Below are 14,413 nucleotides of genomic sequence, written 5' to 3'. Positions count from 1 at the left end.
AGTGAGCTCAGGAGTTGGGACTTATCCAATCACCTTAACAGGTGGAGAAGATGCAAATTATGAAGTAGACCTAAAAAATGGACAGCTAGAAGTTACTAAAGCATTAGTAACCATCACAGCAGAAGATCAAACCAAGGTTTATGGTGCAGCAAATCCAACCTTGACCATCAGCTATGATGGCTTAGTAAATGGAGACACCAAAGTAGCCACCGAGCCAAGTATCAGTACCACCGCAACAGCAAGTTCAGGAGTTGGAACTTATAAAATCACTTTATTAGGCGGAGAAGATTCAAACTATGAGATAGACCTGAAAGGTGGACAGCTAGAAGTGACCAAAGCATCAGTAACCATCACAGCAGAAGATAAAACCAAGGTATATGGTACAATAAATCCTGCCTTAACTTTCAGCTATGACGGCTTAGTGAATGGAGATAACAAAGTAGCCACCGAGCCAAGCATCAGTACCACCGCAACAGCAAGTTCAGGAGTTGGGACTTATAAGATCACTTTATTAGGCGGAGAAGATGCAAACTATGAGATAGACCTGAAAGGTGGACAGCTAGAAGTTACTAAAGCATTGGTGACGATCACGGCAGAAGATCAGACCAAGGTTTATGGTACAGCGAATCCATCTTTGACCTTCAGCTATGATGGCTTAGTAAATGGAGATACCAAAGTAGCCACCGAGCCAAGTATCAGTACCACCGCAACAGCAAGTTCAGGAGTTGGAACATATCCAATCACCTTGACAGGAGGTGAAGATGCGAACTATGAAATAGACCTGAAAGGTGGACAACTAGAAGTGACCAAAGCAATGGTTACTATCACGGCGGCTGATCAGAGCAAGGTATATGGTACAGCAAATCCTGCCTTAACTTTCAGCTATGTTGGCTTAGTAAATGGAGACACCAAAGTAGCCACCGAGCCAAGTATCAGCACCACTGCATTAGTGAGCTCAGGAGTTGGAACTTATAAGATCAGTCTTACAGGCGGAGAAGATGATAACTATGAGATAGACCTGAAAGGTGGACAGCTAGAAATTACTAAAGCATTGGTGACGATCACGGCAGAAGATCAAACCAAGGTATATGGTACAGCAAATCCAACCTTGACCTTCAGCTATGATGGTTTGGTGAAAGGAGATACTAAAGTAGCTATCGAACCAAGTATCAGCACCACCGCAACAGCAAGTTCAGGTGTTGGGACTTATAAGATCAGTCTTACAGGTGGAGAAGATTCAAACTATGAGATAGACCTGAAAGGTGGACAGCTAGAAGTTACTAAAGCATTGGTAGCCATTACCGCAGAAGATAAAACCAAGGTATATGGTTCGGCAAATCCAACCTTGACTTTCAGCTATGATGGCTTGGTAAATGGAGATACCAAAGTAGCCAACGAGCCAAGCATCAGCACCACTGCATTATTGAGCTCAGGAGTTGGAACATATCCAATCAGCTTGACAGGAGGTGAAGATGCGAACTATGAAATAGACCTGAAAGGTGGACAGCTAGAAGTTACTAAAGCATTGGTGACGATCACCGCAGAAGATAAAACCAAGGTGTATGGTACAGCAAATCCAACCTTGACCTTCAGCTATGATGGCTTAGTAAATGGAGATACCAAAGTAGCCACCGAGCCAAGCATCAGCACCACGGCGACAGTGAGTTCGGGAGTGGGTACTTATCCGATCAACTTAACAGGAGGTTCAGATGTGAACTATGACATTACGCTAGTAGCTGGTGAACTAGATGTGACTAAAGCAGCAGTGACGATCACAGCAGTAGACAAAGACAAAGTATATGGTTCTGAGAATCCTGCCTTGACCTTTACCTACTCTGGATTGGTAAATGGAGACACGAAATTAGCTACTGAGCCAAGTATCAGTACCACGGCGACAGTGAGTTCGGGAGTGGGTACTTATCCGATCAACTTAACAGGAGGTTCAGATGTGAACTATGACATTACGCTAGTAGCTGGTGAACTAGATGTGACTAAAGCAGCAGTGACGATAACAGCAGTAGATAAAGACAAAGTTTACGGTTCTGAGAATCCTGCCTTGACTTTCACTTACGCTGGTTTGGTTAACGACGATTCCAAAGTGACAACAGAACCAAGTATCAGCACCACAGCAACAGCAAGTTCAGGAGTTGGAACCTATCCAATCACCTTGACAGGAGGTTCAGATGCGAACTATGAGATCACTTTGGTAGCAGGAGCATTGGAAGTAACGAAAGCAACCCTGACAATCACTGCAAATAGCCAAATCAAACCATTTGGGGTTGAAGATCCAGCCTTGACTTATCAAGTATCAGGATTAGTAAATGGTGATCAACTGGCAACCATAACTGGTTCTCTTCAGAGAGCAGTTGGTGAGGAGCCTGGTAGCTATGCCATAGGCCTAGGAAGCTTGTCTGCGGGTAATAACTATACCATCAACTTTGTTTCAGCAGATTTGGTGATCACGGCTTCTGAAATAGACATGGTGTTCCAGCCTGCAAATGTAGAAACCGCATGGGGTCAGGAACCAGCTTTACCTTCAAGTATCGGGGTGATGACGGCTGATGGTCAAGTATTATCATTCCCGATTACTTGGAACCTATCACCATTGAACATCTACGCAAGAGGAGATTACGCACTCGAAGCAGTGATCAACCTATCAGAAGGCTACACGAATCCAATGAAATTGATGGCTAATGTGACGGTAACAGTACTGCCAAAACCAGCACCGCAAGACTTGCTATTGGATAACTTATCCTTCAGAGCCGATAGTAAAAACTATCAGGTTAGGGTAGGGGGACTTAGTGTACTTGACCCTATAGACAATGTTCATAGCATAGAGCTGGTACAGGGCGCCTATGAAAGTAGCTTCTTTGCAATCATCAACAATGCCTTGTACTGGAACACCACCGCAAGGGTAGAAGGGAAGAAAACCTTCGAAGTGCTCATCAGAGTCACAGATAGAGATGGTAATGTGATAGAGAAGGTGTTCACGATCGAAAGAACAAGAGAATCAGTTTCCGCGATTGAAATTTACAACTCTTTCAGCCCTAATGGTGATGGTACCAATGATACTTGGGGAGTACCAGAATTGAGGTATTACAGTGGCGTGGTGATCCAAGTGTTCGAGAGAAGTGGTAAGCGCTTGTTCTACACGCAAAACCCTGATATCAAATGGGATGGTTTCTTTGAAACCATAGCGTTACCTACAGGTACTTACTACTGGACAGTAGAAGTGAAAGAGACGGGAGAAGTGAGAAAGGGCATGTTGAATCTATTTAGAAAGTAATAGAAATAATGAAAGACGAAGGAAGAGGGATGAAATATCGCTTCCTTCTCTTTCACAATCAACAACATTTTAGCGCCAAGCATTTAACGTTTAACAAGATTTATCATGAAAAAAATATACCTACTCTTTATTGCAATTACAATGAGCATAACATCATTTGCTCAATCAAGAAAATATGTGTCTCAGTTTAGCCACATGCAGAGTTATTTCAATCCTGCATTAACAGGCTATGAAGGGTCGAATTTCCGTGGTTTGATCAGAAATCAATGGGTGGGGTTTGAAGGAGCTCCGATGACATATTTCGGGAGTGTGGAGTTTGATATTGCAGACTTTTCCAAAGGTGCAGATCCAAACAAGAATGCTTTAGGGGTCAATGTGCTCCATGATCAATATGGGGCATTTGTAGAGACCGAGATGATAGGTTCTTATGCTTCTAGGATTCAAGTAGGAGAGAAGACAGCTATCCGTTTGGGTATGGGCGTGAGCTACAATCAAGTGAGGCTAGACGGCAACAGCCTGACCACAGAGCAAGCTAGCGATCCAGTTGTAGGGCAATACTTGAACAGCTTTGCCAACATGCAAGTGTTAGATTTCAATATCGGTATGGCACTAACCCATCCAAATTATTATGTTTCCTATGCCGTCTCTCATGTAAACAAAGGTGCGATCAACTCTGGAGACGTATTTATGGAAAGAAAACCAAGAGTGGGAATCTTCCAAGCGGGCTATAGGAATGCATTGAGTCAAAACTTGGCTTTGGCAACAAACTTCATGTATAGAACACAGCAAGATTTACCAGATAACATTGAGTTCAATTTCAAAGTATTGATGATGGATAGAATATGGCTAGGTGGAGGACATAGGATAGATTACGCAAATAATTTCCAGCTTGGAGTCTTGTTTCCGATGATCAGGATAGGCTATGTCTATGAGTTACCAATGAACAAATCTTACCTCTTGCCAAATACGACTCATGAGTTTTTGGCAGTGATTCCATTGTTCAAGAAGAACATCCGATCAGATAGTAAAGAGGTGCTAATTTGGTAGTGGCTGAATGTTAAGTTTGATGCTTGAATAGAAAAATGTTTCAAATAAGTTTATCGATTGACATTTTGATTTTTCTATCAAAAACAATCAAAGGAAGGGAGCTTCCTTCCTTTGGTTGTTATACCTGGATCATAGGAGGTTGAATTTTATTAAAACCTTAGATTCAATCCAGTTTTTCTACAGTTTGTTCTACTTTCAATTAGGCCTTGTTAAAAAGCCTCTGGTATACCATCATCAAAGCGGTGGAAGTAATCACTCCAAAGCATGGAGAGATCAGAGGTTGGAAAGACAAAAATTGGGCTGATATTGTTAAGGTTGATAAAACACTAGTTGAGGTATCTTCTACTGACTATGATGCACTTGCGCTTCCTGGTGGTATACTCAACCCAGATAAGTTGCGAACAAGTGAAAAGCTGTAAATTTTATCAAATCTTTTTTTGCTAAAAAAAAAGATAATAGCTGCAATTTGTCATGAGCCACAACTTTAGATTGAAGCTGATATCTTGCGTGATGGGGTAGTGACATCATTTCATTCAATAAAACTGACTTGAAAAATGCAGGAGCAAATTGGGTGGATAAGGAGGTAGTTGCGGATCAAGGTCTTATCACTTCACGGACTCCTGATGATCTTGATGCTTTCAATGGGAAATTGATTTCAGCACTTTTAGAAAATTAAGTCGAAAACTAATGCAAATAGAATTGTGGTAATAATGAAAGCTTTTAGGGTTATCTGCTAAGTGAAATTGTTTAAAAGACAATTTTTGCAGATAACCACATTTTTAGATTACAGTCTCATTTTTAAGTCAATTAGACATTGGAAAAGAAATTTATGCTTTTATCTATTAATTCTATAAGCACTGTTTTTTGATCATCAATTACTTCTCCATCTACATGACAGACAGCATCCTTTAAATTTGTAATGTGAACTCTATTGGTCTGAAAAACTTCGACAAAATCAAGTCCCGATAGGTCTTCTTTTATGAATGCTAAGATCAGTGCAGTCCAATCTTTTATGCTGTCAGGATTTAGTACTACAACTTCAAACTTTCCATCGTCCATTTTTCCTAGTGGATTGATCTTGACTCCAGTACCAAACCTATCTCCATTGGCAATTACCAACATTTTTGCATTCTGATTCAAGGATTCTCCATTGAGTTCGAGATTAAAGCTAAATTTATTGTTTTCAAAAATTTGAGTCAAAGAGCTTTTGAAATAGCTAATCATGCCTCTCTCTTCGTTTTCTTCAAATTTTTTAACCAAAGCAGCATTAAATCCAAAATCGCAAAGATGCAGGCATATTTCACCATTTACTCTCAAGATGTCCATCTGAATAGTTTTTTTTGCATTCAGAGCTGTGATGCTGTCTTCTAAATTTTGGATTCCCAAACAAGCACATAACCCATTGGCAGAACCAAGAGGAATTGGGAGTAAAGGTGTATTCAAGCCTAACATTTGAGAAGCAACAAGGCTAATCGTTCCATCTCCACCAGCTACCATTATCAAGTCAAAATCCTCTTTATCTAGCAATTTATTTATTTTTTGATCATCATCTTTTCCAGTTGTATTCCATTGGGTTACCTTGTAGCCAGTTGTGTTTTTTGTGATGCTATCAATTAGCTCACTTTTATTGTCATGATTACCAGAAGCTGGATTTACAATCAATAGGGCTTGTTTTAGCATGTCTTTCAAAAGATTTAATGAAGAGATTTTAAAGTGGAGTGGAGGGTGTTAGTTCGAAATTATAACTCAAGAAATGATTTGGCATGTGATAAAGCTTCCGAAGAATTTGTGACCCATGCAACTGGAATAGTATGGTTATAGCTATTGAGTCGATCCTCTCTTTCTTTATCTACTTTCTTAATTCGTCTTATATAAACTGCTTTGACCTGTTCAGGGAATCTTTCGATAATCTTAGTGTAAAGCTCAGGATCGTGCTGACCACTATCGCCAATAAGGATGAATTTTGTGTTTGGAAATAAATTCATGAGGTGTGATATTTTTTCAAGCTTGTGCTCATGACTTCCTCCTCCAGATTTCCAAATATTTTTCAATGTGACATGTGGATCCTTTAATAATATAGGACCTTTTGGTATTTCTCGGTATGATAAAAAGTCTTGAATTAATTCAAATAGATTCCAATCACTACTAGAAACATAAAATATAGGGTTTTTACCATCATTAGTTAAGTACTTGTAAAATGTACTTACTCCAGGAAATGGTCTTCGAGTATAAGCATTTTTAGAGATGGAAAGCCATAACTTTCTGCCCAAAGTAGTAGCATGAGATACTATCACAGTGTCATCAATGTCGGAAATAATACCAATTGGAGAATTCGTTGTATAACGAGTGATCTTAAACTTTATCGTTATGTTTTCTGCAACTATTCCTTCATCTTCAATTAGTGTTAGTTTTGCATAATCATTAGATAGTTGATCGGTTATAGAAATAGGAAGTTTTGTTTCGAATAATCCCTCTACATTGCTCATCAATAGTTGTTCTATGTGCAGGAATTGAAGTTTTACTTGTACATCGGAGATACTATTTCCTGCATACCTTCTTAAAGTAGCAATGAAATTTTGAAAGGCTGTCTTTTGGGCAGAAGGTTTACTTTGTTTGTATGCTTCTACTAATCTTCCTTTTATAAATATTCCATTTTCATTGCCATATGCTAGCAGGATCTCCATTCTAACAAGATCAAGCTTGCCAAACTTTCTTTTGAGTTTTGAAAATGAATACCTAAAAGGAAAAGTTATCCAGCCGATGAGATTCATAAGGGTTTTTTACGGAAAATGAGTGCAAATCCTAAGCCAAGCGTTCTAAAAAATTGTTTTATTTAAAAATGGAATGTTTCCCCAATATTCTAAAGTGATGTTTTCATACTTGATTCTCTAATGATTAGTTCGGTTTTGATTGTAACAATTTCGGATTGAATGATATCTTCCTCTTCCTCAATCTGTCTTATCAACAACCTTGCCGCAGCCATTCCCATTTCAAAAGCCCTATTATACTCCGAATATCGAAACTCTAGAGAGACAAGTATTCCCAAGGTTAATTGCATATGCTGAGGTATGATGGACGTTTTTGGAAAACAAGGACTACGAAAGGTTTCAGAAAAACTTATCGAAATACAAAGAGCGATTACAAGCAAATCAGATTCAATTTCATAAAGAAATGGATCAATAATTTATCTACTAAAGATTCACCCCAAAGAGGTAGCCAACCAATGCAGAGAGTACCATTGCAATTGTTCCCCATATGGTGATTCTCAATACTGCTTTTCCAATACTCGAACCTCCTGTTCTTGCAGAAATGATACCTAAGATGATAAGAGAAATGATAGTAAAAGAATAAAGCCAATATTCCATGCCGTTGACAGGTGCGAAAAAAACCACCAAAAAAGGTAAAACTCCCCCAGCTATAAATGACGCTCCAGAAGCTAAAGCTGCTTGTATGGGATTCGCTTGGCTTATTTCATTGATGCCCAATTCATCCCTTACGTGGGCGGCCAAGGCATCATGCTCAGTAAGTTCTAAGGCTACTCGCATAGCTGTTTCTTTTTTCAATCCACGTTTTTCATAGATCTGAGCTAAGATGTTTAATTCCTCTTCTGGCATTTCCCTTAGCTCTTCCATTTCTCTTTTTATGTCTGCTTGCTCGGTGTCAGTCTGGGAACTGACAGAAACATATTCACCTGCAGACATGGATAAAGCTCCAGCCACTAGCCCTGCAACTGTTGCAAGTAAGATAGGTTCTCTGCTTGCACTAGCTGCTGCCACACCTATGGCTAGACTTGATATAGATATGATTCCATCGTTGGCACCAAGTACGGCAGCTCTCAACCAGTTACTTCTATGTATGTAATGGCTGTCTAGATAATTGTCAATTGTTATCATGGAGATAATTTTACTGAACCTAAATAAGTCCTCTATAAAGATATAAAAGATCAAAAGAAAAATTTAAATTATCGGTTATAAATGACATTATCTAATTACCTCACAGTCTATTTGCGTAGAAATATTTTACGATGTTTTTAAAATTAGCTTTTTTAAAATAGGGAACTTAGGTAACAACCAAGATCCTGTTTGTGATGCTTTCTAAGTATTTTTTCACATTAAACATAGCGGTTTAATAATAGGTAATTTTCCTCTCTTTCCTTATGGTATGAAGCGTTTTATTATTTTTTGAATCACGCACTCTAGTTTCAAGTTTTATCCAGTTGCCCACTTTGTCATAAGATTGGGTCTCAATTTCTATCCTTTCTTTTATTGGTTCTTCTATGATTTGTTTGATGATCTTGGAATCTCTGTTGTAGGTGAATGATTCTTTTAAACTCATCTCTCCATTTTGGTCATGGATGATACGCTCTATCATGTTGTTTTCACTGTCAAATTTTCTACTGACTTCTTCTAGAACTTTTTCTTCAGAGTTTTTAAAAACATAATGTATTTCATTACCCTTTTCATCAAAAGTAAACTCATAGATTTCTTTTTTTATAATTTCCCCATTATATTTCTTTAAAGTGAAAGAAGTAAGATTCCCAGATTTGCCATAGGTATAGGACTTGATGATAGAAGAATCCTCATCTAAGAAATAACCTTTGGTTTGATCTTTCAAATGGCCATTTTCATTCAATTTAGATGAGCTTTTTGGCATATAGTGTAAAGAAGTTTCCTGAATAATCCTGTTTTCTTTATCATATTCATATTCAAAAACCCATTCTAAGTTGTTTTCAGGACCCTTATATTTTTTGAATTTTACGAGTTTGTCAAACTCATTATACTCCCAAGTATTCTTATAACCAAAAGCATCAGAGTAGGGGTAAGTGGTTTTGAATGCTACTATACGTGACTTTTCATCTTTAATTTCTTCTATGATATAATCTATTTGACCATCTTCTTTGAAAACAGTCACACTTTCATTCCCATTAACATTTATCATTCGTTTGGTTTTGAGATAAAGTCCTTCATGGGGAAGGTTTGGAATCATGGCTTTATGGGCTTGCCATTCTTCCTCAGTTGAAAACACCTTTCCCTCATAACGGATTTTATTCAGCAGCTTTCCATCCTCTGAATAAGTGTAAATGTTTTTAGATATAGGATTGCCAGCCATATATTCACGCAGTTCAGTGATTTGACCATTAGTGTCATATGTGTATTCAAAAACATGTCCTTCATAATCACTGAATAAAAAGTTGCCATTTTCATTGAACTCTGATTTTGAAAAACTCTCTTTTGGTTTTTCACCGTTATACTCCACTCTTGTTCTTTCTTCTATGGACTTCACTTGACCTAATAAATTTGCTTTTTTCCAATCAGATTTATCATAGTCAATAGAGGTGTCCAATGCAGAGGTACTTTGTTCATTTTCATGATATGATATGAACATTTTTTTTTTAGTAAGTTGCCATCCGAATATAAGGTTGGAGTTTATTATCAATAAAGTTAATGTAGAAAATAGGTGATTTTTATTCATTATACTTATTAAGCAAGCAGGTGGTTTTTCCAAAATGACCTAAAATTAGGCTATTTTGGAAAGTACAATATTTTTGCCAAAATCTAATTGATGAGTTAATTCACTGAATGGTATTTGGTTTTTGAGGATCAAGTATTAAATTTTATATTACTTGAAAACCGTGCACATAAGGATCGTCATCATCTAAGATGATGGTATTGTAACCATATATTTTTGCCCAACCTTCTATACTTGGAATGATGGCAGGCTTTCCTTCAATCTCGGTGACATCTTCTATTCTACCTGTAAATTTAGAGCCAATAAAACTCTCATGGATAAAGTCATTTCCTTTTTGGAGCAATCCTTTTGCGTACCACTGTGCCATTCTAGCTGATGTGCCTGTACCACAAGGGGAGCGATCTATTGCTTTATCTCCATAAAAAACGGCATTTCTAGCAGTGCTGGATTTATCCAAAGTTTTTCCAGTCCACAAGACATGAGAAAGTCCCTTGATCTGTGGATGTTCAGGATGGACGAATTCGTATTTTTCATTCATCCTTTGTCTCAAATTCCTAGCCATGGAAATCAACTGCTCGGCCCTGTAGTGTTCCAATCCTACAAAATTTTCTTGAGGATCTACTATACAATAAAAGTTACCGCCATATGCCACATCTACAGTTAACTTGCCTAGTTCCTCTGTTTCGATTTCCAGTCCTTCTTCCGCTAAAAAGCTTTTCACGTTGGTCAGTTTTACAGAAGTAACTTTATTTCCTTCTTGATTGTATGATACCAAAACCAAACCTGCTGGAGTCTCCATTTTCAGAAAACCAGGGGTTTTAGGCTGAATCAAGCCCTCTTCTATTGCGATGGTAATGGTTCCTATTGTACCATGTCCACACATAGGTAAGCATCCTGAGGTTTCTATGAATAAAACAGCGACATCATTTTCAGGATCATGAGGAGGAAAAAGCATGGAGCCAGACATCATATCGTGGCCTCTAGGTTCAAACATCAAACCAGTCCTGATCCAATCTAGATTTTCGAGAAAATACTGTCTTTTTTCAAGCATGCTATTCCCTTTCAAAAAAGGAACTCCACCAGCGACAACACGCACAGGATTACCACAAGTATGAGCGTCAATGCATTGGAAGGTTTTTTTCATGTTTATATATTATAGTTGGTCGGGGTTAGGAATGAGGAGAAATAAAGCTGTAATAGGAAAGAAATACAGTAGAAATAAGGTTGAAATACAATTGAAATAAATTAGCGAACTTGACTACCGATAGGTTGAGCCAAGTATCAACAATATTTCGCCGAAGGCATATAACCCTAAATATCAATTCAAATCCCCACTAATATCAAGAATAGAATATCCATGAATATCAACAAGTATCTATTTCGATCTATTTCAGCGAAGCTATATTTCTAATTTATTTCACGAAGTAAATTTCAATTATTTTTTAAATTCCCCATCCACAGTCCTCCATATTCCCAAGGGGTTACTTTCTTTTAATGCATCAGGGAGGAACTTCTCAGGCATGTCTTGGAAGGCAATTGGTCTGGCAAAACGCTTGATAGCATATGCTCCTACGGATGTAGAACGGCTATCAGAAGTAGAAGGATATGGCCCACCATGCTGCATAGCAAACCCAACCTCCACTCCTGTTGGAACGCCTTTGAATAGGATTCTTCCACATTTTTCCTCCAAATGGGAGATTATGTCTGCACTTTGTTCTAGTTCTGAATCTTCTCCCCATATCGTAATCGTTAATTGGCCATGAAGCTTTTGCGCAATAGAAAGTAGTTCTTCAGCATTTTCATAGATTACCAAAATTGCGAATGATCCAAATACTTCTTCTTGAAACAATTCTTCCTTAAGCCAGTCATTGGCCTTGATTTTTGCCATTGCAGGATGGGCTTTTATGATGTCGTTTGTAGAACTGACATGAAGCCATTCCAGTTCTTCTTTTCTTTTTAATTTGTCAAGCGATTCATAGTAAGCCTTTGCAATACCTTCATGTAGCATTGGTGCTCCTACAATATCTTGAATTTCTTTTTTGACAGCATCAGAGAAGGCATCTTCATGCACTTGAGGCACCATAATCAGGCCAGGGTTGGTGCAAAACTGTCCTGCACCTAAAGTTAGAGAGCTAACAAAGGCTTTTGCCAATGCTTCAATATTGGAACCTAGTTTGTTCTCTAAAGTGATAATTGGGTTTACAGAACCCATTTCGGCATAAACGGGAATAGGTTCTTTTCTTTGATTGGCAAGGTCGAAAAGGGATTTACCACCTTTAAAAGATCCTGTAAATGCTACAGCCTTGGCTATTGGGTGCTTCACTAATTCTTGTCCAACATCTATACCTCCCTCTATATGTGTGAATAGTCCCAGAGGTAGACCGTTCTCTTGTGCAGCTTTGGTGATCAAGCTTCCGACTAATTTGGATGTCTTAGGGTGTGCTGGATGCCCTTTATATATCACAGGACATCCAGCTGCTAATGCGGATACGGTATCACCACCAGCGGTAGAGAATGCCAAAGGGAAATTACTTGCTCCAAATACAACAACAGGACCCAGTGCAGTCAAAAATCTCCTGATATCAGGTTTTGGTGCTGGGGTCCTTTCTGGATCTGCATGATCTATGACTGCCTCCAGCCAGCTCCCTTCCTCAACCAATTGAGCGAATAATTTAATTTGTCCGACAGTACGACCCAATTCACCAGTGATTCTCCCTTCTGGAAGGTTAGATTCACTGGATGCCAAAGGAATAAGGTTGGCTTTTTCAGCTTCGATATTGTAAGCTATTTTTTCCAAGAAATCGGCCTTGATTTTCCCGGAAGTTTTTTTGAATTGTAAAAATGCATGCTGTGCGGTATTGAATATGTTTTCGTAGTTCATTTATCTTTAATTTGGGGATTATGATATGGTACATAGTTTTACGAGTAAATCTTGTTACTTATTTACAGAGCTTATCTATATAAGGCACTTCTTTTGTAATCTCAATTCCAATGTCCTTAGCCTTTTTCACCAGATCGACGTAGTGAAAAATGAGGTTTTCAAGATTGAAGTAGATCATACATTTGTTCTTAAATTAGCATGTTTTCGTAAACTAGTGTATTTTGAAAACTTAATATTGATTTGAAAGCTCAATTTACTCATTAAAAAGGTATAGTAAAGGCTAATCTTATAATTGGGCTAAAACAATGTTAGCATAAGCTAAATTTGTGTAGTTATAACACATGGGAAGGAGCTTATTCTATTTAGAAGCTTTATCCTGAAAGAACATGGATGATCTGCAGCAATCAATTTTTTGAAGAATTTGTCAAAATTTTGATGAAAAAATGTTCAAAACAATCAAAATCAATGAAATGTAAAATCAGTGTGCAGAAGATTAATACTTGTTTTGTTTATCTTGTCCATACTTTTAAATAGGGTGTGCTGAAAACGCTATCTAGAGAATTAATCCTTTAAATTTTGACCAATACCTCATTTAACAGGTATTGCCTTTTAGGCAGGTGCAAGCTTATTCCATGATCTACCTGAATTTGTGTGCACCTGAAAGTTTCTAAACTCGCTATTTTTAGGCTAGTCAGGCAAACCATCCCTGCCTGGCGATTTGACAGGTTCTTCATTGGGTTCATTCGTAGTATACGTAAACATCTTCATTCGCCCGCTTTGAACTTGCCTACTAATAGGAAGGACTGGCATACCTGAGTCTTTTTCAGCAAGCACTAAATAAATACCTCAAGATTGAAAAATAACTGAGATTTTTTCGTCTATTAAGTCTAAGAGATTAACCATGATAAAAATGACACTTTTAAAAAATCCGCTCTTAAGCTATTGAATTTCACATTCAAAAAATTTTTGATTTTACGATTGAATATTAGTGTTTTACATTATAACAGCGTAAAAGTATATTTCACATTTATTAAAATGTTTTTTGTTTATTTTACTATATTTTGGCGAAAAAATAAGATAAATAGTTTTTTAAATAATCAATTTATTTCAATATTTAAGTCCATATATAATGAGCTTTTGTTACTTACAATAATTAAAATATAAGCAATTTGATAATTAATTTTAAGTTAATTTGAGCTTTTCATCTTAAAAAAATAAAGACAATAAGCCTATATTTTATTTCACCCACTGTTTGAATTTAGACATAACGATCACCTTATTTATTTTCACTTTAACATCAATTGAAATGATTTCATTTATTGGACGTATCTTAATGATAGGTTTAAATATTTTCTTTGTAAGAATGAGGATGAGAACTGAATACTCCCATCTGATTACTAAAAGTATGCCATCAAGTTCTGGTTTGTGGCCACGCTAAGAGGGGAGTTATCCGAATGCTTTTGGATTTCCAACTTCTATGTAAGCTTTCCAATTGAAATTAGACAGCCAAGGAGACTTTATTATAGTTTTCATGGCTAAAATATGTATGTATTTTATTGAGTTACTTTATAAACCAAATGACCTAAAAACGATTAAATATGAAGTAACTACTCAGGTACATTATTTACTGACCAATATTCAAATATTTGGAGTCTTGTGCTCCTTTGTAGCGTATTGACGCGTATTTGTATGTTAATGTACGAAAATCAGCTTTAAAGTTGGTTTATCCA

11 protein-coding genes are annotated in these 14,413 nt (G+C 37.4%); 4 read left to right on the top strand and 7 right to left on the bottom strand.

The genetic code is table 11. The features are described from left to right. The 4 genes from MM239_RS19360 to MM239_RS21035 all read left to right on the top strand — a co-directional run. The coding region (locus tag MM239_RS19360; protein ID WP_241349979.1) for an MBG domain-containing protein at positions 1-3,286 on the top strand (3,286 nt) is incomplete at its 5' end. Positions 3,287-3,391: 105 nt separating this feature from the next. After that, positions 3,392-4,333, top strand: coding sequence for a PorP/SprF family type IX secretion system membrane protein (locus MM239_RS19355; RefSeq protein WP_241349978.1), 942 nt, complete (start codon positions 3,392-3,394; stop codon positions 4,331-4,333). Positions 4,334-4,539: 206 nt separating this feature from the next. Beyond that, entirely contained in the window at positions 4,540-4,752 is a 213-nt protein-coding gene (locus MM239_RS21040; protein WP_262918708.1) for a DJ-1/PfpI family protein, read from the top strand. A gap of 128 nt (positions 4,753-4,880) precedes the next feature. Beyond that, complete coding sequence (locus MM239_RS21035) at positions 4,881-5,009, top strand: DJ-1/PfpI family protein (protein ID WP_262918707.1); 129 nt, start codon at positions 4,881-4,883, stop codon at positions 5,007-5,009. Positions 5,010-5,140: 131 nt separating this feature from the next. On the opposite strand, the gene MM239_RS19345 is transcribed toward MM239_RS21035, so the two are convergent. The 7 genes from MM239_RS19345 to MM239_RS19315 all read right to left on the bottom strand — a co-directional run bounded on the left by MM239_RS19345 (position 5,141) and on the right by MM239_RS19315 (position 12,683). Then, the gene (locus MM239_RS19345) at positions 5,141-6,013 is read right to left on the bottom strand and encodes a diacylglycerol/lipid kinase family protein (RefSeq protein WP_241349977.1); all 873 of its coding nucleotides are present in this window, start codon (positions 6,011-6,013) and stop codon (positions 5,141-5,143) included. A gap of 59 nt (positions 6,014-6,072) precedes the next feature. After that, positions 6,073-7,104 carry an App1 family protein gene (locus MM239_RS19340; RefSeq protein WP_241349976.1) on the bottom strand — a complete coding sequence of 344 codons (1,032 nt, stop codon included), beginning with the start codon at positions 7,102-7,104 and terminating at the stop codon, positions 6,073-6,075. 89 nt (positions 7,105-7,193) lie between these two features. Further along, entirely contained in the window at positions 7,194-7,391 is a 198-nt protein-coding gene (locus tag MM239_RS19335) for a hypothetical protein (RefSeq protein ID WP_241349975.1), read from the bottom strand. A 133-nt stretch (positions 7,392-7,524) separates the two neighbouring features. Further along, entirely contained in the window at positions 7,525-8,226 is a 702-nt protein-coding gene (locus tag MM239_RS19330; RefSeq protein ID WP_241349974.1) for a VIT1/CCC1 transporter family protein, read from the bottom strand. A gap of 232 nt (positions 8,227-8,458) precedes the next feature. Then, complete coding sequence (locus MM239_RS19325; protein WP_241349973.1) at positions 8,459-9,718, bottom strand: hypothetical protein; 1,260 nt, start codon at positions 9,716-9,718, stop codon at positions 8,459-8,461. Positions 9,719-9,947: 229 nt separating this feature from the next. Then, a complete protein-coding gene (locus tag MM239_RS19320; protein WP_241349972.1) occupies positions 9,948-10,946 on the bottom strand; it encodes a 4-hydroxyproline epimerase in 999 nt (332 codons plus the stop codon). Positions 10,947-11,237: 291 nt separating this feature from the next. Next, entirely contained in the window at positions 11,238-12,683 is a 1,446-nt protein-coding gene (locus MM239_RS19315) for an aldehyde dehydrogenase (NADP(+)) (RefSeq protein ID WP_241349971.1), read from the bottom strand. Positions 12,684-14,413 lie beyond the last annotated feature (1,730 nt).

The organism is Belliella filtrata, from assembly GCF_022549775.1.
In the GTDB taxonomy this organism is placed as follows: Bacteria; Bacteroidota; Bacteroidia; order Cytophagales; family Cyclobacteriaceae; genus Belliella; species Belliella filtrata.
The sequence above is the reverse complement of the archived record's forward strand: the minus strand, read 5'-3'. Positions and strand labels throughout refer to the sequence as shown.